The sequence below is a fragment of the Shewanella sp. GD04112 genome (genome assembly GCF_029835735.1).
Taxonomy (GTDB): Bacteria; Pseudomonadota; Gammaproteobacteria; order Enterobacterales; family Shewanellaceae; genus Shewanella.
In genome coordinates, this window is the sequence record NZ_JAOEAL010000001.1 from 3,383,500 (window position 1) to 3,407,843 (window position 24,344).

Genomic DNA, 24,344 nt, shown 5'->3' on the forward strand with positions numbered 1-24,344 from the left:
AGGCTCTTTTAATAGACACTCTAAATCGAGACTATCTCGCCCGCGCGGGTATCGGCGTATTCCTGACGGCGCTTTTCCATCCGCGACTGATACAAACTGCTATCGGCGCTGCGAAGCCACTCGTGGGGCTCGGCCACATCGGTATTGATAGCAAAACCAAAACTAAACTGGCAATCCTTTAAGCCCTCAGCGGCAAATTGCGTCGTTAAGCCCCTCAAGCAGATCGTTAAGGTTGCCATACCATTTGCGGGCAGGATCAGCACAAACTCATCGCCACTGATCCGATAAATTTTAAGGTGGGCAATATTAGTCGCCTGCAAAACCTGTACTAAGTGTTGCAGTAAACGGTCGCCCTCTTGATGGCCTAAGGTATCGTTCACCATTTTAAGGCTGTCGACATTGAGTAACACCAAAGCCATTGGCTGAACCACTTTATTGCCAAAGGCCAATTGTGAATTCATAAACTCATCAAAGGCATAGCGATTACCCACTCGGGTTAAGCCATCGAGCCTAGCCTTTTCCCAAGCGATTCCTAACTCTTCGATATGCGCCTTACGTTCCTCGGATAGCAGTTTAAGCTTGTTCGCTAAGGCGAGAGATAACAACAGAGCATCCACTGTGCCGCCCAGCAGCGTGGCAAACTCGGCATGTTCGATAAAATCGGGGGTGATCCCCATATTGCCAGGAAGAATAATTAACGCTGGCAGCAATAAGCAGCTAAAAGCCATAATAAAATAACGCGCTGGAGCAAAACCTTTCATTAAACAGACATTGCCGCAGGTAATGGCCAGTGCAATCCACAGCATGATTAGTACTGAGGCAATAATCGCGGTATAGGACAATAACAACACACTGGTTGGCAGGGCTAAAATGCAGGCGATTAACAGGTACTTGCTAAGGCGCCATAATCGCGGTGAATAGCTGGGAAGCTGTAAGAAGTGTTTGTAGAACAGAATGTTAAATATCGGCAAACTGATAAAAAACAGATGATGCAGCTCAAGCTGATGAAAGTTGAATAGGTGCGCAGGCAAATGGAAGGTCAAGGCCCAACCACCAAAATAGGTCAACACATACAGGCCGTAATATAGAAAGGCTTTATCAAAAATAGAGATATAAATCAGCAAATTGTACAGCGCAATAAAAAACAATCCACCTAAACAAATCATTATGGCCAAGGCCATTCGATCCGTGGTCAGTTGGTGTACTTCTTCCGACTCAATAGCTAGCTCAGGTGCAGAGGAAAAATATCGGCTGCTCAGCCGAGTCACTAACCAATAATCCGTCCCCATATTGAGCTTAACTTTACGGCCATAATCGAATAAAAACTCATAGGGCGCATAGTAACCACTCTGGGCAAACTGCACTGAACCATCGCTGCCGAGCAACCAATAATCGACCGATTCGACAATGGAATTACTGGCATCCACCACCCAATGGTTTTGGCGACTGTTGACCATCACGGGAGACACCATCCAATAATCGCCCCCCGCAAGGCTCACCGAACTGGCCTCTTCGAGCTGGCTCATCCATTGAGTCACTTGATTAAAATCAGCCGGTGGCTGTTGTTTATCATCGGCGTGGAATAAATAGGGGGAATCCAACGCAATTTCAGCGCTCAAGGCAAACGGACTAAATGTCCAAAGAAGCAGCAAAAAGCACCAGAAATTGTGTAAGTTAGTTTTGCTCATAGGTATCTTGGTTTATATACCAGCGTCTAGTTCCAGGCAGAAAATCATTTTAGAGTGTTAACTTTATGACTACATTTTATTTTTTACAATTGATTAGACTAAATTAGTCGGCAATCGGGTACCTTATGATGATATTTTGGTCGTTCACTTAGTGCGTAAAAGCTTAGCCACCATTTCAGCCGTTAACTTGGATACCTATGGCACCCTTATTGATGATTCTAGCTGCCCAGTTGTTGATTGCCAGCGGTAACCTATTGGTTAAATTGCTTGAAACGAATGCCCCCGTGTTTCAACTGGTGCTGTATCGCCAATTATTCGCCACGCTCTTGGTGTTACCTTTTGTTTGGCGACTACAGGGGAACCTTAAGTTAAGCCCCTTTTACAAGGTGCACTTGAGCCGAGCACTGTTAATCGGCTTAGGCAATGCCATCTTTATGCTAGCGGTGCTGCACTTACCGCTGGCGACTGTGACTGCGGTCATTTATACCTCCCCATTGTTACTGTTGCTAATGTCCGCCTTCTTTTTAAATGAGCGTATTGGTTATCGCCGCACCGTCGCGGGGATTATTGGTTTTACAGGGATTTTGCTGATAAGCCAGCCGACAGAATTTAACCTCTATATCGGTCTAGCCTTTTTTGGAGCTATGACCTCAGCAACCAACAGCCTCATTTTGAAGGCATATTCAACCCATGAGCATCCCTTTTCAACACTCTTTTGGTCTAATGCCTTTGCCATGGTTTTTCTGATACCGGCAACCTGGTACGAAGGCGCCGACTTTAGCCTACCCGTCGCCCAAGTTGGTTTGACCTTAGGCCTGTTTTATATCGGCATGACCTACTTCATCATCCACGCCTATCGGCGCGCCGATGCCAGCCAAATGGCGCCCGTGGAATACACAGGCCTTATTTTTGCCGCATTGTTTGGTTGGTGGTTTTTGGATGAGCACTTAAGCATTGTGGTGTGTATTGGCATAGGACTGGTGATCTTCTCCTCCATCCTGCCAAGCTACAGCGAACTGAAAGCCAAATGGAAAAGCCGGCGAAGTTAACCTTGGCCGGCTTTGACAGCGAAGTGGCCTCTGTATAGGCCACTCAATAAGGCGAGATTAGAAGCGGAACTTACCGCCGATGTAAACGCCATCTTCGAAGGTGAAATCACGGGCGTAATCATATTCGAAGGCAATCTTACGGTAACCGACATAGAACGCCATATTAGGGTTCACACGGTACTGTACCTTTGAATCCAATTCGTATTGACCATCGACATTACCGAAAGACAATACCGATGGCGCATAGTAAGCCGCGGCATGCAAAGAGATGTTTGGCCCTAACGCCAAGGCATAACGACCACCCACTGACACAGTGCTACCATTTGGCGCATCATCTGCCCATAACTGGCTTAACTTAGCGCCAACTTCAAAATGATGCACACCCGCATCATGGGTCATGTGCATTGCGCCTTGGGCAATATGACCGCTATCGTCTGAATAAATATATCCTAATACTGCATTGACATCTTTATTCACTTGCAGCTCTAACTCGGTAGAAACCACATCGTTGTTTAACCCAAGATTAAATTCTGACGCATTCACCTGCAGCGCGGCTGCACTCAATAATAAGACACTTGCTACTCTGAACTTAGCCATAAAAACACCTCAATAATGACTGTGGGTAATGGCGCGAATCATACCGAATAAAAAAAGAAAATCTGCATATTTAGCAGAGAGTCGCAAAGATTTTTGAATTTGAAACCAAACGAAAACCGGTAAAAAACACAAGCAAAACTTAAAGCAAACAATTTAGAAACATTTAACTTACTGGAACCCGATCTCCAACGAGGGATTGCATTATGCCATCGATATCCAGCTTATCTTCGAGGGCTAAGTAATACCAACCGACGGTATTCCCCGTTCCTCTAATACTTAAATAATTCCGCCAAAAGTGAAATCCGGCCTTGAGTAAATTCACTCGGCTGGCGTTGTTTTCATCTCGAATGGTGGCAAATAACAGGGTTATCCCCAGCGCTTTAGCCACTTCAATCCGCTTAAGGGTAAGCCCTTGGGCTATGCCACGGCGGCGGTACAAAGGCGAGACCACCAGATAGCCTAACTCACCAACGGAGCCAGAACCCGCCTTAATCGCCGCGCAGCCAACCATCTCACCCTCAAGGGTTTTCGCCAATATTACAGCGCGGGACAGAGCAAAGGCCTGATGGTCGAGGGGATGCGCATTGTCATCCCGTTGATCGATTAAGGCCGCCGCAGCCGCTAATTCGGCTGCGTTTTGGCAAAGGACAAATTGAATATCGTTTTGATTCATACAATTGAGTTAAACAACCAACATCCACTTAGAGATACAGTATCGTCGCCATGCCGAGGAAAGTGAAAAAACCCACCACGTCGGTCACTGTGGTTAAAATCACTGAGCCTGAGAGCGCCGCATCTTGGTTAAAGCGCTGCAACACCATAGGGACAAACACCCCTGCCAGCGCCGCGACCGCCATATTGATCAAAATCGCGCAACCTATCACTATGCCTATGGTGCTGTCGGCAAACCACCAGCCCGCCACGAGTCCAATCACAATTGCCCACAGGGTACCATTGACTAAGCCAATGCCTAACTCGTTCTTCATTAACGAGAATAAGTTACCCGCAGAGATCTGCCCCATCGCCATACCGCGGATCATCAAGGTGAGCGACTGGCTCCCCGCAATCCCGCCCATGGACGCCACTATCGGCATCAACACCGCAAGTGCCACTACTTGCGATAAGACGTTCTCAAATAAGCCAATGGTTGCAGAGGCCAAAAATGCGGTGAGTAAGTTAATCCCTAACCACACGGCGCGGCGCTGCGCACCTTTGATGATCGGGGCGAATAAGTCGTCGGACTCATCCATACCCGCGGTCGCCATTAATTGCGCTTCGTAATGTTCACGCACTAAGGCGGTAGCGGCCCTCAGGGTGACACGGCCAATCAGCTCCCCTGCCTCATCAATAACCGGTAACTCAATTTCGCGGCTGTGTTCAATTGCCTCGGCGGCATCGAGTAGCGTCGTATCTGCGGTTAAGGCGCGGCTATCTTCCGATAACAGTGAAATCAGCGGTTCAGAGGGATCATGCTTGAAAATATCATAACGTCTGACCGTACCTAGGTATTTATCCGCCTCATCTACGATAAATAAGTTGTCGTTACAGTCGAGTTCTATTCGTCTGAAAAATCGCTGCGCTTGGGCCACAGTCGCCTTATCGCTGAGCACTAACATTTGATGATCGGTATAACGACCAATCTCATTTTCAGAGTATTGGTCGTACAACTCGAAGCGCTGCCGCTGACGTTCGCCCATTTGCGCCAAGGCGCGGTCGGTAAAACTTTCAGGGAGATAATCACTCCACTCAATCAAATCCTCAGGACTGAGCTGCGCAAACAGCAGATCCACCTCATTGTCGGGCATCTGCTTTAGGATCCCCATACGCGGATCGGCGCGCATTAAACTCAGCACTGTCACACGGTCACTAAACTCAACCTGTTGCCAACGCTCGTAACGCTCGTCTAAGGGTAAGGACTCTAGCACTAAGGCAACCGTGCCAGGCTCAGCTTCATTTAAGATTTCACTGAACACTTCAGCCTGTTCTTCACCTTCAACTTCAGTGAGTTGCTGAACAACCTGCCCGACATCGGCCTGTGTGTTTGTTTCGTATTCGGCTTCATGTTCAGTCACATAAACGCCCTTCTGCTGAGATAAAAATTAGCGTAACTATATTGATATTGAAGAAGATTAGCAAACCCGCAAAATAAATTGCACACAAATCAATTGATAACAATCAAACTATTATTTATGCTAATCACCACACCTAAGGAGGTAATGATGACATCGACTATCTATAGCCATAGCGCAAACGACATTCAAGGTAATCCAACGGCACTGGCGCAATATCAAGGCAAAGTGATCTTAATTGTGAATACCGCCAGTGAGTGCGGTTTTACACCACAGTACAAGGGCTTAGAAGCGCTCTATCAAAAATATAAAGCGCAGGGATTGGTGGTTTTAGGCTTCCCATGCAATCAGTTTGGCGCCCAAGAAAAAGCCGACGAGAAAGGCATCCAAAGTTTTTGTGAACTCAACTTTGGCGTGAGCTTTCCACTGTTTTCGAAAATCGAGGTAAACGGTGAGCACACTCACCCTTTATACCAGTACCTCAAAAAAGCGGCGCCAGGCGTATTAGGCACGGAACGCATTAAGTGGAATTTCACTAAATTCTTAATTAATCGTCAGGGCGAAGTGGTCGCTCGCTTTGCGCCAACCACAAAACCAGAGGCCATTAGCGACAAGATAGAAGCGCTTTTAAAATAATCCGCACGCTATCCCATTGAAATTTTATTATTAAATAAAAAATTTAAGTTATTTTTTATTTTCGATGGAACTTTAATTCTATAAGTCCCTCAAACATATTGAACAGCGAATGTCTTTTTCATGTTCATCATTCTCCCTGGGGCTTCTAGCGCAGCCCCCTTGACCTAGGAATAGGTCACTAGGCAACCAATTGGTTGCCTTTTTTTATGTCTATGTTTTATATGTAAAATAAATGTAGCTGCTCCCCAGCGACTCAATTTGCTGATGTCAGCAAGCCCAAAAATAAATTTAAATTTTTTTAGCCGCCAACTGAACTTTATCAAAAGGTCTTAGTCTGACTATATGTAAGGATTAACAAATCCGCTTTGATGCAGAATTGATTGCTAAATGAAAAGTTTAGCAAAGGATTAAATGGATAAAACCCGCCGTTTAATTCAATGAAACAGTTTCAAGTTATTGCATAGAGTCGAATTGGTTGGTCGTTCATCATCATCTCCCTTTTGGGAAACAATCGAATACACGCTAGCGCACTGCATTCCTTTGTCTCCTACTTTGATTCTTTTATGGCAACCTTAGGTTGCCATTTTTTTTATCTGTATTTTACCCCTTCAGCATTCTATCCAGTTGCACTTGAATCGAAGGATGGTATCCCGCCCGCGCACTGGCATAGATTTGTTGTAACTCAGCGTGGTAACCCGCAACCTGCAATTCAGCATAAAGTGGGCGGACAAACTTACCGCGGCCAATGCGCTGTAAATACGCACTTAAGGCGGGCAGCACGGGGTCGTAATGATTGCGGATAGCGACCCTAAACCAATCGCAGGCAATTTCAGCGTTAGTAGACTCGGTGAACTTAAAGGTATCGTCCAAATCCATCAGTTGTACCTGCGACACCACTTCGGGCAATTGAGTCAAAAAGTATTGCCAATGGTGGACTCGCCAGCCCTTAACCTTAAGCTCGCTGGCCGCTTTGCCCTGTAAGAAGTCATCCAAGGCGCTATCGACCTTATCTAAACTTCGTGATGTGGGCCCCACATAACCTTGCGGTAACCCTTCGCCATAAATCCATTCCTGCAACTCAGCTTCGTTTATTTTATCGGGATAGGCTTCGACTAAAGCGGCTTTCGCATATTCGACAAACACTTCTGTGGTGATCGCCTTAAAGGCGAAGTGCTGCACATAGGCAAACAGAAACTTATCAAATTCGGCGCGGCCGAGGCGATGCTCTAGCTCATGAACGAACATCGATGCCTTATCGTAGGTAAAACGGTTAAAGGCCAAATTAGGATCGGCCTGCTGCACATTAGCGGGCAGCGTTTGCCTGTGACGCGGTAACATGGCCATTTCTTCGGTTAATCGGCCAAATTCAATGACCCATTCCAGCTCGGCCTGCTCCTTACCATAAACGGCTTCGACAATTCGATTGGTGAAATAGGTTGTAAAGCCTTCATTCAACCAGAGATCGCGCCATGTGGCATTGCTCACCAAATTGCCCGTCCACGAGTGTGCCAACTCATGGGCCACGGTCGACACTAAGCTTTTATCCCCCGCAATCAGGGTTGGGGTTAAAAAGGCTAGACGCGGGTTTTCCATGCCACCAAAGGGAAAGCTCGGTGGCAAGATGATCATGTCATAACGCCCCCAGGCATAAGGGCCTAAGAGTGATTGCGCCACATCCAGCATATGCTCGGTATCGGCAAACTCAGTAGCCGCGGCCTCTAGCATGCAAGGTTCGGTATACACGCCGCTGCGCGGACCTATGGCTTGAAAGGCTAAATCGCCCACCGCTAAAGCCAGCAAATGGGTGGGAATGGGCTTTTCCATCTCGAATTGGAATTGCCCCTCGAGCAGTGTATCCGGGTCGTTCATTGCACTCATCACGGCACGCATGCCATTTGGCACCTCGACGTGCGCATCGAAGGTTATTCGCACCTTTGGCGTATCCTGCAGGGGGATCCAACTGCGAGCATTAATGGGCTGAGACTGACTAAAGAGATAAGGTAATGCTTTGCCCGCTGTTTGTTCAGGTGTAAGCCACTGCAACCCTTCAGCCTCCGGCGAGGTGTGGTAGCGAATGCAAACTTGTTCGCACAGCTCTTGGGGTAACTGGATGACTAATTTCTGCCCGAGAATCTCATCAGCCGCTTCAAGATGAAATGCCAGCGCCGTTTCATCCTCAGTCGTGACCGATAAAATGTGTAAGTCGCGACTATCGAGCCATAGCTCGCCAACCTGTGATTCTAGATAGCGCAGCGACAGCGTTGCATTCCCCTGCAAACGACGAGTCACAAAATCGACTTTAAGCGAGAGGGATAAGTGCGCGACCTGTACTTGGTCGCTATTAGCAAAGGAATGGTAATCTCGGTTATGATCCCAGGTTTGGGGTTCAATAGGGACTGGTTGGTTTTCTGGCGGCATCTGTTAAGCGACCTGTTATCGGTAAATGAGCTAACCCTATTATCGGTCGCTGATTAACTCCTGCGCAATCGAATAAACCTTTCCCGCATCCGCATTTTGTAACATTGCTTGAGTCGATAACGTGCCATCATCGACTTGAGTTAAGCTGTAAAAATAAAATTTACATATTTTTCAATGCATAAAGGTTATAAGGAAAAATATTTTCGAAAATTTTCTATTTTTGCTGAACTAATTTCACGCCCTTGAGTCAGATATTATGAACCGAATCTTTGCAATGAGTTTCTTCGTTCATCATCATTCTCCTTTAGATGGTTTCTAGCGCGACCGTCCCCGGATTCCGAATTGGAATTTACAGCAACCTTATTAGGTTGCTTTTTTTATGCCCCTTTTTCAGTTTTAAGCTGCAATGAATCTTCCCAAAACAAAAAGGGCCTCCGAAGAGACCCTTAATGGTTTAGCGATTAAGAATTAGAGGCGGATACCTAACTGTTCTAAATCTTTAGCAACTACGCTCTTAGGCAGAGTCACATAACCGTCTTTTTCAACCACTTGCTGACCTTGCTTAGACAGCACGTAACGGATGAATTCTTTTTCCATTGGTGCTAAGTCTTTGTTTGGTTGCTTGTTCACGTAGACATATAAGTAACGTGATAATGGGTAAGTACCGTTAGCTGCGTTTTCTGCAGTCGCTTCGATAAACTCGTTACCTTTCTTCGCGATAGCAACAGCTTTCACGCCGGCAGTTTTGTAACCGATACCAGAGTAACCGATAGCGTTCAGTGATTGAGAAACTGACTGAACCACAGAAGCAGAACCTGGTTGCTCGTTTACGTTGGCCTTGAAGTCACCTTTACACAGAGCTTGCTCTTTGAAGTAACCGTAAGTACCAGATACTGAGTTACGACCGTACAGTTGTACGTCTTTTGCTGACCAGTTACCGTCAAGACCTAACTCGCCCCAACGTTGGATATCGCTGCTACCACACTTGTGAGTAGAAGAGAAAATGCCGTCAACTTGCTCAACAGTTAAACCTTTGATTGGGTTATCTTTGTGTACGAATACCGCTAGAGCGTCAATCGCAACACGCACTGCTGTTGGCTTGTAACCGTAGTGCTTTTCGAAGGCTTCTTCTTCGTTAGGCTTCATCTTGCGGCTCATTGGGCCGAATTGTGAAGTACCTTCGGTTAACGCTGGTGGCGCAGTAGAAGAACCAGCAGCTTGAATTTGGATGTTGACGTTAGGATACATCTGTTTAAATTCTTCAGCCCACAGAGTCATCATGTTGGCTAAAGTATCTGAACCTACAGACGAAAGGTTGCCTGATACACCACTTGCTTTCTCGTAAGTTGGCAGAGATTGATCAACAGATGCCATTGCAGTGGCAGAGAATACACCAGCGGCTGTGAGGGTCATCGCGCCGACAAGCTTTTTCAGTTTCATTATGTGCTCCAGTAATAAGCTAACTAATTTCTAACTTAAGTTTCTTCAGACGCAGCCAGTATCAACCGCTACAATGACAATTCTATGTCCAAGATGTGACACTTAGATGACAAAACACATTTTTATAAAAAATCCGCCGATTCAAACCCGATAAAAAACAAAACAGGCCATAATGGCCTGTTTTTAATATAAAAAATAACGTTACAGTAAATAGCAATTATTTTTTACGTTCAATCAAATGCTGCGGGATCATAAAGCTGAAAGTGCTACCCTTTCCTAATTCACTGCTGATATTAAGCTCACTGTGATGATGACTTAACGCATGTTTCACAATGGCTAAACCAAGGCCGCTGCCCCCCGTTTGCCGTGAGCGCGCGCTGTCAACTCGATAAAAACGCTCGGTTAAGCGATTGATATGCTGCGGTGCAATCCCTTCCCCGGTATCTGTCACACTGAAGAGACCGCCAGTAGCAACGCTACGCCACTGCACCGTAATCTTACCACCAGGCTCAGTGTAACGAATCGCATTAGAAATCAGGTTAGAGCAAGCACTTCTAAGCTGTAGCTCATTGCCATGGGAATCTAATCCCGGCTCACAATGGAAACTTAACTCATATTTATCCTGCGCTAATGCTTTAGCTTCTTCCTTTAAAACTTCCATTAGCTGCGACATGTTTACCGTGTTCTCAAGATTAATATCCACTGCATCTTCGATACGCGATAACACCAGTAATTGTTCGACCATCGACTGCATTCGCCGAGTCTGCTGCTGCATTAAGGCTAAGGGCTTAGCGTTCATCGAATCGGGTTCCGCCATGCTTTGCATCATCTCTAAATAGCCCTGCAATACAGTGAGCGGGGTTTTGAGTTCGTGTGACACATTGGCGACAAATTCTTTACGCATGCCTTCGAGTTGTCTTATCCGTGTAATATCGCGGGCAATCAACAGTAACTGCCGATCGCCATAGGCCATGATACGAATTTCGAGTAAACGCCGCTCCGATACTGGCGAAGCCAGCTCTAAGGGTTCCTTATATTCAGCCGCTTTGATATAGGCAGAAAAATCGGGATGACGAATTAAATTATCGATTCGTTGACCATTATCCTGTGGCCAAACGAATCCCAACATCAGCTGAGCTAATTTATTACACCATAAGATATTATGCTCTGAGTCGAGCACGACTGCTGCATCGGGTAAGGCTTCAGCGCCTTGACGGAAACGCCCAAGTAGAGCCGCCAATTGACCGACTCGGCGACGATTTTTACCTTGCAGGCGGTAAATACCATTAAATACGCCTTCCCAACTGCCAGTGCCTTGGGGAGGCGTTAATTTTCTATCTCGCCATAACCAAAAATTAAGTCGCGCTAACTGACGGTAATGCCAGAACACTAGCCCTAGCAATCCAATGATCAGTATCCAGAGGGGTTTCCCTACCAATAAACCAATGAGCAAACAAAGCAGTAAAAATACGGCTAAGCGCGTAAACAACCGGTACCCTGAATAAGAGTCGAACATAAATAAACCCAAACATCAGGCTAAATAAGAGGAGCACAAGATAGCCGAAAAGCTAACCTGTGCCTATCTCTTATTTGGCACTAACTACGTGTTGAGAAACGATAACCCGCACCACGAACCGTTTGAATGAGACGATCATGGCCCGACTCTTCAACCGCTTTACGTAGGCGGCGAATATGCACATCAACGGTTCGGTCTTCGACATATACGTTTGTGCCCCACACATTATCAAGCAGCTGTTCGCGGCTGTAAACACGTTCAGGATGTGTCATAAAGAAGTGTAATAAACGGAATTCCGTTGGCCCCATATCGAGTACGGTATCGCCAACACTTACCCTGTGACTCACGGGGTCGAGTAACAATCCTTGTACGTCAATCGTTTCTTCAAGACGGGTCGGCGCGCTACGGCGTAGCACCGCTTTGATACGTGCCACCAACTCCTTGGGTGAGAAAGGTTTAGTGATATAGTCATCGGCGCCCACTTCGAGGCCCTTAACCTTATCTTCCTCTTCTCCACGGGCGGTGAGCATAATAATGGGGATCTGACGGGTAAACTCATCCTGCTTGAGGCGTTTAGCCAATTGAATACCGCTTCCTCCAGGAAACATCCAATCCAACAAAATCAGATCGGGGTAAGGCTCCTTTAGCAGCGCAATGGCCGAATCAAAATCTTCTGCCGCAGAGGTGGTAAACCCATGCTGTTCCATTACAAAAGTCAGCATCTCGCGGATAGCTAACTCGTCTTCTACTATCAATATCCTTGCAGTCATAGGTGATTTTCTGTCAGTGAATGTCAACACGGCTATTATTAGTCATTTTTATTACAGATTTATGAATAAGTGTGCCGCACAAGCTATATAGTAGCGATGATTGTCATATTAAGTTTATATAACTGTTTGTTTATCGCAGTAAAGAATCCACCTTCTGAAGAAGGTGGCTTTGTTTTAACCCCCTAAAAGGGGGCCTTTATTCAAGAGCAAGTTGACCCTGCTCTTGCCGCTCTACTTTCTCTTGATGCCTAACGTATCTACGGATTATTTCCTCGTTAATTCCAATCGAATCGACGAAGTATCCTCTCTGCCAAAAATGATTTCCCGAAAGTTTATTCTTACGTAGGTAAGGAAATTTACTGAATATTTTCAAAGCTATCTTACCTTTTAACGCCCCCATTAAATTCGATATAGATATCTTCGGAGGTACCTTCACTACTAAATGAACATGGTCAACTTGAACATTTAGCTCCATGACTATGCATCCCATTTGATGGCAATAAACCTGAATGCATCGATAAACCTCTTTTCCGACATTACCTTTCAATATCCGAAAGCGGTACTTTGGTGTCCAGACTATATGATATTGACATCGCCAGAACACATGCGATGCTTGCTCGTATCTACTCATGTTATTTGCCTCTTTTGACTTCGCTAAAAATCAAAGATGCATTTAACATGGGTAGGTATACAGGCAAAGCCTCAAATGATGATAACCACCTACTGAAGTAGGTGGTTTTGGGCTAAAAATAAAAAAGGAAGCCGAAGCTTCCTTAATTCAATCTTAATACTGAGATTAGAACTTGTGTTCTAAACCAACAACGATGTATTTGTCATCGTCGTTAGACGCTTCCATAGAGCGGTTAGTATAGAAAGCAAACACTTTCGTTGGCTTACCTAAGCTGTAGTCCGCACCCACTGACCATGAATCACCTAAGTCTTCCATGTCTTGGTATTGGGCTTTTAATGTCACAGCATTGATATCATAAGCAGCACTTAACAGGTAGCCAGTCGCACTGTCTGCAGACACCTCAACTGGTTGGCCCGTTGTTGCATTGTATTTGTACGTTTGTTCCTGCTGCTGATACATACCACCCAATGTGATGCCTGCTAACTTGGTTTGTAAGCTAGCGCGCACGATTTCATATCCAGACACATCAGAATCGTAGGCAAGGGCTGCATAGACAGCGGTTTTCTTTAACTTAGCGTCACCATACATGGCGGCAGCACTGAAACCATCTTGAGCAAATTGACTTTTAACATCATTACCTTCCGCAACATAAGTGACACCAAACACAAAGTCACCAAAGGAAGGGGTTAAGTAAGTTGCCGTTTGCGCAGCACGAACTTCACCTTTAAACAATTTAGCCAGGTCACCAGAATTCATAAAGTCATTGAATTGGTCAACACCACCTTGAGAAATCTTCAGCAAAGTATCGTTACGACCAACAGAGAACGAACCAAAGTCGCCTTTTAAACCAACAAATTGATTACGCGCAGTAAAGTTGTCGCTTGATGCATTACCAGTATCTACTTGATACTCAACAGTATAGAAAGCGGTAAGTGAACTTGATAATTCGAAATCACCCTTCACACCAAAACGAGAAGCATTACTTTGAATAGTTGTTGTAGCGTCACCATTCTCATCGTTTGATTGAGCGCTAACATTCAACTTACCATAAACAGTCAGTGGCTCAGCGGCATAAGCAGAAGCCAGAGTTGCAGAAGCTAGCGCAGAAGCAAGTAGAGTTTTACAAAAAACGTTCATCATTTAATCCTTTCGACGTTATGTTCGTCTTGGTTATTGGTTTGGAACGACCGAAAGTTTGCAATGAATCTGTTTCAGTTTTATTTCAATTGTGACAACTTAGGACTACCACCATAAAACCGCACCACCTACAAAAGACAAAACCCATTAACACCAAGGGTTATAGCTGAGTTTTTCTCAATGTTACATTTTGATGAATTCTGCAACTAAGGCAAAATTTAACGATTTCAGGTAGGTTTACCCCGCCGCAACTATGCCGTAAACTGCGACTTTATTTTTCCAATGAGCGCATCTTATGTGGTTTAAAAATCTTACTATTTATCGTTTCAATAAACCTTTTTCCATCGAGACAGAAGCACTTGAAACCGCACTTGCCGATTTCACATTTTCCCCGTGCGCCAGCCAAGACGTCAGCAAATTTGGGTTTTCCAATGCCTTAGGTAAACAGGGCAGCACCTTAGTGCACAGCGCCAACAATCGTCATCTAATCTGTGTCACTAAAGAAGAAAAAATTCTTCCTGGTCAAGTAATTAAAGAATCATTAGAAGAAAAAGTGGCACAAATTGAAAACGAAGAAAATCGTAAACTTGCCAAAAAAGAAAAAGATGCGCTAAAAGATGAAATCATCACTAGCCTATTGCCACGCGCTTTTTCGCGCCGCAGCCAAACACGCGCACTGATTTTACCTGAGTTAGAAATGATCCTCGTTGACAGTTCAAGCGCCACTAAGGCAGAAGAATTATTAGCCTTATTACGCAAGGCCTTAGGTAGCTTGCCAGTGATCCCATTAAGCTTTAAAGCACCGATTGAAAGCCAATTAACTGAATGGCTTAAAAATGGCAGCGCCCCCTTACCTTTTGAAATACAAGATGAAGCTGAGCTGAAATCAGCCGCAGATGAAGGCGGCATAGTACGCTTTAAGCAGCAAGATCTAAAAGAAGACGAAGTACTTGCCCACCTTGAAACCGGTAAAGAAGTGCATAAGCTCGCCCTGCACTTTGGCCAATCGATTGCGCTACTGCTGCAATCCGATGCCAGTGTGAAACGCTTAAAATTCTCCGAAGAATTTAGAGCGGGTAACGATGAGTTGGGTAATGAAGATCCGATGGCGCGCCTCGATGCTGACTTTGCCTTAATGGGCAGTGAATTAGTCGCACTAATGCACGCCCTAGTTTCTGCATTGGGTGGCATTGAAGAGGCTCAAGCTTAGCCTTAACGCTTAACCAAGCTGATAAAGCACAGCCATATTTAGCGAAAGCGCCAAACGAGCTTAAGCTAAATCAAACGAAATAATGTATAAAGGCGCCGCAGTTGAACTTAGTTCACTGCGGCGCCTTTTTAGTCTCTATAACTGAAGTAATACATTGGCAGCGATTCGAGGGAGCGATTCAAGTATGCCAACCTTAATTGCCGCCACTCACTCAAATCGCAAACCAACTAGCTTTTCGTCAGCAGCTCACCCTTATTATCGAATGGCCAATCAATGCCAAGCCAGGCTTTAAAGAAGGCTTTTTGCTGCTTAGTCGCCTTCGCTTCGCCTTTTAGCACTAGCTTACCGCTTTGTTTCTCACCTAAGGTTAACGCCACTTGCTTGATTTTGTCGTTGTTAAATAAGGTGATTTCGACTTTATCACCCACTTTAAAGTCTTTGATGCGTTTATCAAAACCTTGTGCCGTGACCTTTAAGCCATTAATCGCGAGGATCTCATCCCCTGCCACGATACCGGCCTGCCAAGCGGGGCCATTACGCAAGACTTGAGAAAGCACTAAAGAGCCATGTTCGCTGCTTAAAGTCATGCCCGTAAAAGGCTCAGCTTTAGAGTCTTTACCATAGGACATCACTAAACCTGCCTGAGACAACAGGCCTGAAAACTCAAGACTTAGAGGACTATTCACATGGCTCTGCCACCAAGGGCCATAATCCTTACCCGATAAGTCCTTCAGTATTTGCTGCACATCGGCCACAGTGTAACCCTTAGGCACGCGGTAATCCTGATAGAGTTTACGATGAACATCGCGGTACGAGTGGGCAAGATTCGAGTCGGTCAGCAGGGAGAAATCCAGCGCCAGTGAGGCTAGATAACCTTCAGAGTAAATATTCACACTATGGTTAATGGCATAATCACCACCCGTGCTGCTCCACTCTCCTAAACTGGCCTCGGCCACAGATTGAATTTCGCGTCCGGGAGTCAGCTCACTCTTCTCAATGCGTTTAGCGAGATCTTCTAAAAACTCCTTAGGCGTCATCACTCCTGCACGCAGCAGTAACTGACCTTGGAAATAACTGGTCGAGCCCTCGGCAATCCACAAAAGCTCGGTCATGTTTTCATGCTGATAATCGTAAGGGACCAAACCCGCTGGACGATAGGCTTTAACGTTCCAGGTATGAATAAACTCATGGGAGGCGGTGCTGATAAAGCGTAGGTAGTCCTTACGCTCGCGAAAACTAAACCGAGGCAGTTGGATGACCGTCGAGTTCAAATGTTCGGTTGCACCACTCGCACCGCTAGTGGCATGCACCATATACACATAACGCTCAAAGGGATAACCATCCCAAATCGCCTTGGCTTGACCACTCAGCGCGGTTAAATCTTTCACTACGTTGTCGGCATCGTAGTTGCCTTCGCCCCACAGTACTAACTCATAGTCTTTACCATTGGCGCTAAAGGTTTTGTGAGTGCTCACGCCAGTTTCGATGGGCGAATCAATCAGCACATCATAATTAGGCGCCACAAAGGAATGCGCCGCGTTGCCTGACGACATACCCGAATAACTTTGCCAGTTCTCGGGAACCGTTAATTGTACAGCGACAGCATCGGCTCGAAATTGCGGGCTATACATAAATACGCCACTGGCATCTAAATAGGCATGGGTTGCATCGATATGACGCACACGTTGACCTAATTCATTGGCATAGAGCTGATAATTCACTGTCACGCTGGTGGGCTTATCGAGAGCAATTTGCCATTCACCGCTGGCGGTGCGCTTCCATGGCAGCGCGTTGCCTCGTGCGTCGGTGGCGCTAAATAAACGCACACCGTCAGATAAAGGTAACACTTGATATTTGCCCGTACGCCACACGGGAAGATTGACATTCAACTCACCCGCTTTAGCCTCGGGGAAGGTCACACTCACCTTCGCAAGGTGATGTTCTGGTTGGCTTAAATCAATTTTGTAATCCACATCGGCAAATACGTTAGCCGACCCTAATACACTTAATAGCAAAATAGATAATCTACTGGGTTTCACTCTGACTTCCTTCCGTCTTCTGTTATTATGCTTCTTATATTTTTTCCAAGTATAACAAGTCGATGTAGCATCCTCATTAGGCGCTAACAAAAGCTAACAAAATAAGTTCCTTGACTTAGGGAATATAGGGCCACCTACACATGCATAAACTCATTGTTATTTTCGTGACCTTGTTGATGTCTATTTCTTTTCAAACAAAGGCTGCCGATCTTGAGGCCGAAGAAATAGAATTGCGTGAAACGCCGCAGAAGATGTATGACAGACTTAACCAGTCCATCTCTTTTCCTATTGCCTTTAAGAATCGTGAACAATTTGAACGTGCCGCCCAAGAGCAGGGTTACAGCAGTGATGAATTCGAGCATATTCTGCAACTGCTTGCGCGGTTAAATCTCGAGCCAAATGTGAAATCCAAGGTTGGCTTTCAAGACGCCAATAGCCTGATTGAATTACTGGCAAGCATAGCGCAGAGTCCCTTCGAACAAGCCACAGTCGCTATGCTCAAGGGGCGTTATATCGGCCGTACCGAACAAAAATACCAAGAGGCCATCGCATTTTATAATGAGGCGCTGACACGGATTAACGACAGTTATGATGTGGAATCCATGCTGCTAAAGCACACCATTCATGAACATTTAGGCGGATTGCATCTGGTCATCCGCCAAGATGTGCCTGCGTTAATGCATTTTCATACCTACCGCGATATCGCCTACAAGCTTAGAAACGACTACCTTATCGCGGCGGCCGAATCGAAACTTGGGCATTATTACAATAAAAATCAACAACTCACTAAGTCGTTGCAACACTATAGCGAAGCGATTCGCCTGTCTAATCGCTCCAATTATCCTTCGATGAAAACCCACCTGCAGCTGCAACTGGCGAAGGTCTATCGGGATTTAAAACAATGGGATGAAGCCTTAAAGAATGCCCATGAGGCTGCCGCAGGTTTTAAAAAACTGGGCAACGACACTTATTTATCAAGCTGTATGACGGTCATCGCCATGGTGTATGGCGAACAGGGCGATTGGAACCGCGCCATCGATTACTACCTAAATGCCCAGCAGCTCGACGCCAAACGTGGTAACTACATCGCGCAAGGGCTAAATTTTCACAATCTCGGCCAAGCCTATTCACACCTACATGATGAGGTAAACGCCCTCAAATACTTATTGATGGCGAATCAGATATTTCAAGAAAAACAAAGCCATCACTATTTAGTCTATAACGAGCTGCTTATCGGTGAGATTGCCCAATCGAAGGAAGATTGGCCGCTGATGATGAGCCACGCCGAGAATGCTTTGGCTCTCGCCAGCGATTTAAAATTGCAGGACGAGCAAAAATCGGCGCTGACACAAATCGCCCTGTCTGCGGAAAAGCTCAACGACCAAGCTAAAGTGATTAGCACACAAAAGCGCATTATCGAATTGAGTGAAGCACTCGAAAGCACAGCCAAAGATCCATCGGTTTCCGCCTCAGTGTTGGCCGAGCAGCAACTCAAGCTCGAGCTCAGCATGTTACAAGGCAAACTGAATGATGCGGTTGAAACCACTAAAAATACTAATAAATTGCTCGCCTTTAGTGGCCTGATTGCGACGGTACTCTTAGTGGGGATCATCATACTGCTCAATCAGCGCCGTAAGCACAAACGCCAAAACGCCATGCTGCAGCAGTTAAGCCTCGAAGAGCCTTTTACCCACCATCAAGGATATGCCGCGCTATTAAAGGATCTCGCCCAAAGCCCTGCGAATGCGCCCACAACCGCCCTCGCCTTAATTGAATTTCGCGAGCATGTCAGTACCGATCTGAATCACGGCCAATATTTTGCCAATGCCATTACACGCCAATTAACTGGCCATATCACTAATGCATTGTCGATGCCCGTGTATGTGATCCGTCAAGGCTTGTTTGCCGTAAGATTTACCGAGGCAGAAGAACCGCAGCGAGTATTACAAACACTGCGGGCACAACTGGATACCAAAGGCATGGGCTATCATTTTAATTTAGGCTGGATTAGCTTACCGCTATTGACTAAATCAGAAATCAAAATAGCCCCTAAATTACTGTTTGAAACCCTGCAAATGGCACTCGCAGGCGCGCGCAGTTTGCCGAATGACACTAGCCATTATGTGAGCCTTAGAGCCTTAGATTTTGTGCCACCGACACTCTTTGCCGATCCGCTATTTTTGCACCTCGAAAAAGGGATTGAACGCGGCCTGATAAGGGTCGACACCAGCGCAACCAAAGACGACATCATTTGGCCATGCTGGGAAAATAACCAAGATCGACATTTATTAGAAAATATTTGATCAATATCGACAATTAATCATCGTGGCATGGGGAAAGCAATTTGCACTCTACCGCCATTGTTATAACATTAGAAGCATATGAGTTTACCGCTAATCTGGACAGAGGACGTCATGCTTGTTAGCCCTGCAGAGTTAGGAAAATACTCCGGATGAAGGATTCCAACGCGACTGTTACACAACTTGCATTACTTCAACAGAAACTTCATTCGGCAAAACTTGCCCTCGATGAAGTCAATGAAGATAGAAATGCTAAGTTACAAACTTTACTCCAATTTATTGGTCATTTAAGTCTTGCCTGCAAAGGTCAAAACTTAGAATTGGATAATAAGCTTGCCAAACTTCGCCATAACTTAAATACCTTTGAGCGAGTCGATGAAGCCCTACCTGAATTGGTCGATGTTGAACGCCTATTAAAAGGCCAATACCACCACGTAATGGTACAACTTGAAGAAAGTCGCGCAGGGCTTGCACAGGTCGTCCGCCAAATTCAACGGGTTAACTCTGTACCAGAAAAGCTCAAAAAAGAAATTAACTACTTTAAGCAAGATCTCGCTAAACCGTTCCATACGGTGTGGGAGTACATTCCTAAAGTAAAACAAATTATCGGCTTCTACGACACCATCCTACAGCAACAGTTTAATGAAACTGAAAAGTTAGATGTGTTACCAAAGCACAGACAACTCGCCCATGAGTTGGCACAAATGATTTCGGAAATTGAGTTTCGTAAAGATCAACGCGACCAAGTGCTGGTGATTAAAGAGCTGCTGGCATCGGAAGTCGAAATCGATACCTTGCTCGAAGCTTATCAAACCATTTTATCTCTGCTGCTCGATAACATCGCCCGCGAAAAATCGGCCTCACAAGAGTTTTTATACGCCCTAAACGATGCATTAGCCGCGGTACGTGAAGTGGTGAGTGAATCCTATAATCACAACCAGCGCAGTTTTCAGCTAAAAACCCAGCTCAATCGTGAAATCAATTCTCGAGTCGATAATGTGGGTGAAGCCATTATCGATACCGACGATATTGTCGACCTCAAAGCACGTTTAACCGAACAGCTCAATTCGATTCGCTCCGCACTCGCCCGCAAAGAAGCCTTAGAACAACGCGAGCAAGCCTTACTGCGTAAATCGATGGAAACCATGCGCAAAGAGCTTAACGAGCTGAGCAACGAGGCCAATACCTATAAAGAACGACTTTTCGAACAACAAAAGCTCAATCTGCTGGACAGCCTAACTCAATTACCTAACCGTGCCGCCCTAGAAGAGCGCATGGAGCTTGAGTATCGCAATTACCAACGTCATAAATCTCCACTATGGATTGCGATTGCAGATATCGATCACTTTAAGAGCATCAATGACAGTTTTGGCCACAGTACTGGGGACAAAACCCTACAGGTCATCGCCATGGCATTAAAAAATTCTTTACGGGATACCGAGTTTGTCGCCCGCTACGGCGGTGAAGAATTTGTGCTCATTTTGCCAGATATTGACGATAACGATATCGCTCAACTTTTAAACAGAGTTAGAGAAAAAGTAAAAAATATTCCATTTAAATTTAAAAATCAGCGGATTACAGTTACAGTATCTATAGGGGCTGCACGAGTCATGGGCAATGAGCTCATACACGAAACCTTTGAGCGCGCCGATGCAGCACTCTACAAAGCAAAACATGAAAGCAGAGACAGGGTCGTGATTGACGTATAACAAAGTCCGCCTATACGTCGCCTCTTATCACTCCTGTCGAGACGAAGGAGTGATAAATGATAGTAAAAGTCAGCCCTAAGGGCAGCATGGATCAGCTTTCACAACTTGAAGTTGATCGCCTCAAAAAAAGCGCCAAAAGCGCCCTATATCAACTGTATCGTAACTGCTCACTCGCGGTACTCGCCGCGGGTTTAAAGACCGACAATTCTAAAGCACTATTTGAGCAATATCACGACTTCGACATCAATGTACTGCAACGTGAACGCGGGGTTAAGCTAGAGCTTATCAATCCACCGGAACAAGCCTTTGTTGATGGCCAAATTATCACAGGGATCCAAGAACACTTGTTTTCGGTGTTGCGGGATATCCTTTACATCAGCGACAAGTACGACACCCTTAAACATATCAATCTCACTAACGCCAGCCATATTACTAACGTAGTGTTCGATATTTTGCGTAACGCCCGCGCCATCGCACCGATGAAAGACCCCAATGTGGTCGTCTGTTGGGGTGGTCACAGTATTAATGCCGTCGAATATCAATACACCCGCGAGGTGGGCTATCAGCTTGGCCTAAGAGAACTCGATATTTGCACTGGCTGTGGCCCTGGCGCGATGGAAGGCCCGATGAAGGGCGCGGCAATTGGTCATGCGAAACAGCGGATTAAGAATGCCCGTTATATTGGTCTCACTGAGCCCAGTATTATTGCCGCCGAGCCGCCTAACCAAATTGTTAACGAGCTGGTGATTTTACCCGATATCGAAAAACGCCTAGAGGCGTTTGTGCGTCTAGGCCACGGCATTATTATTTTCCCCGGCGGTGCGGGTACCGCCGAAGAGTTACTGTATATTTTGGGCATTTTGCTCAATAAAGAAAATCAGGAAACCCCCTTCCCACTGGTGCTCACAGGACCCAGTGAGAGCGCGGATTATTTTATTAAAATTGACGAGTTTATCGCCGCCACCTTAGGGTCGGAGGCGCAGCAAAAATATCAAATCATCATAGACAATCCCGCCGAAGTCGCGCGGGTGATGAAGCAAGGCATGGAGCAAGTGAAAACCCATCGCCGCGCCACTGGCGATGCCTATCAATATCAATGGGGACTAAAGATAGAACCGGAGTTCCAATTGCCATTTATCCCTAGCCACGAGGTGATGGCCAACTTGGATTTACATTATCAGGCCAATAAAGCCGAACTGGCCGCCAATTTGCGTAAAGCGTTTTCGGGTATCGTGGCGGGTAATGTAAAATCAGACACCATCAAGCAGATTGAACAACTAGGCCCCTTCCACATTAAAGGGGATCCACATTTAATGGAGCTGATGGACAATTTGCTGGGCGCTTTTGTCGCCCAACATCGGATGAAACTGCCGGGAAGCGCTTATGTTCCCTGCTATCAAATAGTGAAGTAAAACAATAACCGCCAATGAATAAGTTTTTAATTATCGATGGTCTCAACTTAGTTCGCCGGATTTATGCGGCGATCCCAGATGAGAACGATATGGACAGTTTAACGGAGCGTGTGAGTGTCGCCTGCACTAAACTGCTGCGCATTCACCACCCGACCCATGTCGCCATTGTCTGGGATGGTGATGAGATCTCCTGGCGTAAACAGCTTTACCCCGATTATAAAAAGGGCCGTAAACCTATGCCCGAGCCTCTGGCAGCGGGCTTACCAGCACTGCAGGAACACCTGAAAAGCTTACCAATCCAATCGATTTATGCCGCAGCCGAGGCCGATGATGTTATAGCTACCCTTGCGATGAAAACCGCCAAAGCCCAAGGTGAGGCCGTTATCGTGTCGACCGATAAAGGCTTCAGCCAACTCAATCACCCGCGTATCAGCCAATGGGATCATTTTAATCAGCAGTACCTCAACATCGCTGAGCTTGAGCAAAAATTGGGCGTCGATCGCAGCCAATTCCTTGATTTAATGGCACTGGCGGGTGATAGCGGCAATAAAATCCCTGGCATCGCAGGCATAGGCCCAAAATCGGCGGCAGAATTACTGCGAACCTTCAGAACCCTAGCTGCGCTGTTTTCTTCTCTGCCCAATCTTGGCGCGAAACAAGCCAAGAAGCTGGCTGAAGGACGAGATATGGCTCGCCTCAGTTATAAATTAGCCCAATTACAAATCGATTTGCCCTTAAACATCAACCTCAAGGATTTTAGGGTCAATGGCCCCGCCAATACGCCGCAGCTCGATTAACGCATCTTGTTAACACTAAGTTGCAATAAAGCCGTTTACCTTAGGCCATCAAAGGCGTATTTTATTGACTTGCCAGATAGTACATTGGATATGCAAAGGAATTAGATTCAATGAAATCAAAAACTTCGGTCATTATTGGCAGTATATTTGCCGCATATGTCGCCTTCGTCGCTGTTGTGGTGCTGGTATATGAGCCCACCCCGGATGAAATGGATTGGGAAGATAGACAAGTCTATAACAGCCAGAAATTAAATGAGTTAACCCTAGGACAGGACATTTCCACCGTCAAAAGCCTCTTTGGCAAGGCCGATTTTACAGAAGCCAAATCCCTTAAAGATGGCCAACTACAAGTACTCTTTTATCGTACTCACCATGAAAAATCCGATGGCGTGACCACCAAAGAAGAATGCACCCCACTGATTTTTAAAGACGATAAACTCGTGGCATGGGGCGATGATACCTATAAACAGTACCTCGAAGCTGGCACCGATATCGTTAGCCGCACCGCCAAAGAAGCCGAAAGCTCAAGCAAAAATTGATTTGGCTCTGGTATAACTATCATCCCTAAGCTAAATATCGTGAGCGTTTAAACAATATCCCCAAATGGCAATGTAATACCGATTCATTGCCATTGTTTCCCCCAGTGACAAGCCACCGATTTATTTAACAAGAATCATCCCTAAAGGGTCGACGGCGACATCTGCAACAACTATCACACGGCTACTAACCATGAAAGGTATACAGTCGTATTCGAATTTAGATACTTTTGAGTGATTTTAGGGCAAGATTAGTACGTCTCAACTCAACCGCTAAAAAATAAAAGCATTTGGAATCAATTAATTATTTAAGCCTTGGTTTTAGTTAATCGGTTTCGAAAAAGAGGATGTGCGTTTTCAGGATGGTTTATTAAATGGGAAACTGATAAG

The 24,344-nt window shown here is 45.7% G+C and carries 19 protein-coding genes; 8 read left to right on the forward strand and 11 right to left on the reverse strand.

Going from position 1 to position 24,344, the window contains the following annotated elements:
• Positions 1 to 20 precede the first annotated feature (20 nt).
• Entirely contained in the window at positions 21 to 1,688 is a 1,668-nt protein-coding gene (locus N7386_RS15000; protein ID WP_086902330.1) for a diguanylate cyclase, read from the reverse strand.
• A gap of 197 nt (positions 1,689 to 1,885) precedes the next feature.
• On the opposite strand from N7386_RS15000, the gene N7386_RS15005 reads away from it, so the two are divergent.
• Positions 1,886 to 2,737, forward strand: coding sequence for a DMT family transporter (locus N7386_RS15005; RefSeq protein ID WP_086902329.1), 852 nt, complete (start codon positions 1,886 to 1,888; stop codon positions 2,735 to 2,737).
• Between the two features lie 57 nt (positions 2,738 to 2,794).
• On the opposite strand, the gene N7386_RS15010 is transcribed toward N7386_RS15005, so the two are convergent.
• From N7386_RS15010 to N7386_RS15020, 3 genes are all read right to left on the reverse strand, one after another.
• A complete protein-coding gene (locus N7386_RS15010; RefSeq protein WP_086902328.1) occupies positions 2,795 to 3,334 on the reverse strand; it encodes a YfaZ family protein in 540 nt (179 codons plus the stop codon).
• Positions 3,335 to 3,497: 163 nt separating this feature from the next.
• Positions 3,498 to 4,007 carry a GNAT family N-acetyltransferase gene (locus N7386_RS15015; RefSeq protein WP_279769452.1) on the reverse strand — a complete coding sequence of 170 codons (510 nt, stop codon included), beginning with the start codon at positions 4,005 to 4,007 and terminating at the stop codon, positions 3,498 to 3,500.
• A 28-nt stretch (positions 4,008 to 4,035) separates the two neighbouring features.
• A complete protein-coding gene (locus tag N7386_RS15020; protein WP_011626763.1) occupies positions 4,036 to 5,406 on the reverse strand; it encodes a magnesium transporter in 1,371 nt (456 codons plus the stop codon).
• Positions 5,407 to 5,553: 147 nt separating this feature from the next.
• Here N7386_RS15020 and N7386_RS15025 point away from each other — a divergent pair, with 147 nt between their 5' ends.
• A complete protein-coding gene (locus N7386_RS15025) occupies positions 5,554 to 6,039 on the forward strand; it encodes a glutathione peroxidase (RefSeq protein ID WP_011626764.1) in 486 nt (161 codons plus the stop codon).
• A gap of 600 nt (positions 6,040 to 6,639) precedes the next feature.
• Here the strand turns inward: N7386_RS15025 and N7386_RS15030 are convergent.
• From N7386_RS15030 to N7386_RS15055, 6 genes are all read right to left on the reverse strand, one after another.
• Entirely contained in the window at positions 6,640 to 8,457 is a 1,818-nt protein-coding gene (locus N7386_RS15030) for a M1 family metallopeptidase (protein WP_279769453.1), read from the reverse strand.
• 468 nt (positions 8,458 to 8,925) lie between these two features.
• Positions 8,926 to 9,897, reverse strand: a complete 972-nt coding sequence (locus N7386_RS15035) for a phosphate ABC transporter substrate-binding protein PstS family protein (protein WP_279769454.1) — start codon at positions 9,895 to 9,897, stop codon at positions 8,926 to 8,928.
• Positions 9,898 to 10,114: 217 nt separating this feature from the next.
• On the reverse strand, positions 10,115 to 11,413 hold the full coding sequence (gene phoR, locus N7386_RS15040; protein WP_122040753.1) for a phosphate regulon sensor histidine kinase PhoR: 1,299 nt from the start codon (positions 11,411 to 11,413) through the stop codon (positions 10,115 to 10,117).
• An 80-nt stretch (positions 11,414 to 11,493) separates the two neighbouring features.
• A complete protein-coding gene (gene phoB / locus N7386_RS15045; protein ID WP_011071727.1) occupies positions 11,494 to 12,183 on the reverse strand; it encodes a phosphate regulon transcriptional regulator PhoB in 690 nt (229 codons plus the stop codon).
• Between the two features lie 196 nt (positions 12,184 to 12,379).
• On the reverse strand, positions 12,380 to 12,814 hold the full coding sequence (gene tnpA / locus N7386_RS15050) for an IS200/IS605 family transposase (protein WP_088585846.1): 435 nt from the start codon (positions 12,812 to 12,814) through the stop codon (positions 12,380 to 12,382).
• Between the two features lie 165 nt (positions 12,815 to 12,979).
• Positions 12,980 to 13,954, reverse strand: a complete 975-nt coding sequence (locus N7386_RS15055; protein ID WP_279769459.1) for a porin — start codon at positions 13,952 to 13,954, stop codon at positions 12,980 to 12,982.
• A gap of 292 nt (positions 13,955 to 14,246) precedes the next feature.
• Here N7386_RS15055 and rdgC point away from each other — a divergent pair, with 292 nt between their 5' ends.
• A complete protein-coding gene (gene rdgC, locus N7386_RS15060) occupies positions 14,247 to 15,161 on the forward strand; it encodes a recombination-associated protein RdgC (RefSeq protein WP_088585848.1) in 915 nt (304 codons plus the stop codon).
• A gap of 227 nt (positions 15,162 to 15,388) precedes the next feature.
• Here rdgC and N7386_RS15065 read toward each other — a convergent pair whose 3' ends face one another.
• Positions 15,389 to 17,200 (reverse strand): PDZ domain-containing protein, encoded by a 1,812-nt coding sequence (locus N7386_RS15065; protein ID WP_279769461.1) that lies wholly within the window; start codon positions 17,198 to 17,200, stop codon positions 15,389 to 15,391.
• Positions 17,201 to 17,340: 140 nt separating this feature from the next.
• On the opposite strand from N7386_RS15065, the gene N7386_RS15070 reads away from it, so the two are divergent.
• From N7386_RS15070 to N7386_RS15090, 5 genes are all read left to right on the forward strand, one after another.
• The gene (locus N7386_RS15070) at positions 17,341 to 19,503 is read left to right on the forward strand and encodes a tetratricopeptide repeat protein (protein WP_279769462.1); all 2,163 of its coding nucleotides are present in this window, start codon (positions 17,341 to 17,343) and stop codon (positions 19,501 to 19,503) included.
• A gap of 149 nt (positions 19,504 to 19,652) precedes the next feature.
• A complete protein-coding gene (locus N7386_RS15075; protein ID WP_279769464.1) occupies positions 19,653 to 21,209 on the forward strand; it encodes a GGDEF domain-containing protein in 1,557 nt (518 codons plus the stop codon).
• Positions 21,210 to 21,265: 56 nt separating this feature from the next.
• Positions 21,266 to 22,621, forward strand: coding sequence for a nucleotide 5'-monophosphate nucleosidase PpnN (gene ppnN / locus N7386_RS15080; RefSeq protein ID WP_279769465.1), 1,356 nt, complete (start codon positions 21,266 to 21,268; stop codon positions 22,619 to 22,621).
• Between the two features lie 14 nt (positions 22,622 to 22,635).
• Complete coding sequence (xni, locus tag N7386_RS15085) at positions 22,636 to 23,418, forward strand: flap endonuclease Xni (RefSeq protein WP_279769466.1); 783 nt, start codon at positions 22,636 to 22,638, stop codon at positions 23,416 to 23,418.
• Positions 23,419 to 23,528: 110 nt separating this feature from the next.
• A complete protein-coding gene (locus N7386_RS15090) occupies positions 23,529 to 23,957 on the forward strand; it encodes a DUF3192 domain-containing protein (protein WP_220056170.1) in 429 nt (142 codons plus the stop codon).
• Positions 23,958 to 24,344 lie beyond the last annotated feature (387 nt).

Bases quoted from the DNA above. Each gene is read 5' to 3' on its own strand.
- rdgC (WP_088585848.1), top strand. From the start codon at position 14,247: ATGTGGTTTAAAAATCTTACTATTTATCGTTTCAATAAACCTTTTTCC.
- N7386_RS15030 (WP_279769453.1), bottom strand. From the start codon at position 8,457: ATGCCGCCAGAAAACCAACCAGTCCCTATTGAACCCCAAACCTGGGAT.
- N7386_RS15005 (WP_086902329.1), top strand. From the start codon at position 1,886: ATGGCACCCTTATTGATGATTCTAGCTGCCCAGTTGTTGATTGCCAGC.
- N7386_RS15015 (WP_279769452.1), bottom strand. From the start codon at position 4,007: ATGAATCAAAACGATATTCAATTTGTCCTTTGCCAAAACGCAGCCGAA.
- phoR (WP_122040753.1), bottom strand. From the start codon at position 11,413: ATGTTCGACTCTTATTCAGGGTACCGGTTGTTTACGCGCTTAGCCGTA.
- N7386_RS15025 (WP_011626764.1), top strand. From the start codon at position 5,554: ATGACATCGACTATCTATAGCCATAGCGCAAACGACATTCAAGGTAAT.
- ppnN (WP_279769465.1), top strand. From the start codon at position 21,266: ATGATAGTAAAAGTCAGCCCTAAGGGCAGCATGGATCAGCTTTCACAA.
- N7386_RS15055 (WP_279769459.1), bottom strand. From the start codon at position 13,954: ATGATGAACGTTTTTTGTAAAACTCTACTTGCTTCTGCGCTAGCTTCT.
- N7386_RS15010 (WP_086902328.1), bottom strand. From the start codon at position 3,334: ATGGCTAAGTTCAGAGTAGCAAGTGTCTTATTATTGAGTGCAGCCGCG.
- xni (WP_279769466.1), top strand. From the start codon at position 22,636: ATGAATAAGTTTTTAATTATCGATGGTCTCAACTTAGTTCGCCGGATT.
- N7386_RS15000 (WP_086902330.1), bottom strand. From the start codon at position 1,688: ATGAGCAAAACTAACTTACACAATTTCTGGTGCTTTTTGCTGCTTCTT.
- N7386_RS15070 (WP_279769462.1), top strand. From the start codon at position 17,341: ATGCATAAACTCATTGTTATTTTCGTGACCTTGTTGATGTCTATTTCT.
- phoB (WP_011071727.1), bottom strand. From the start codon at position 12,183: ATGACTGCAAGGATATTGATAGTAGAAGACGAGTTAGCTATCCGCGAG.
- N7386_RS15090 (WP_220056170.1), top strand. From the start codon at position 23,529: ATGAAATCAAAAACTTCGGTCATTATTGGCAGTATATTTGCCGCATAT.
- tnpA (WP_088585846.1), bottom strand. From the start codon at position 12,814: ATGAGTAGATACGAGCAAGCATCGCATGTGTTCTGGCGATGTCAATAT.
- N7386_RS15035 (WP_279769454.1), bottom strand. From the start codon at position 9,897: ATGAAACTGAAAAAGCTTGTCGGCGCGATGACCCTCACAGCCGCTGGT.
- N7386_RS15075 (WP_279769464.1), top strand. From the start codon at position 19,653: ATGAAGGATTCCAACGCGACTGTTACACAACTTGCATTACTTCAACAG.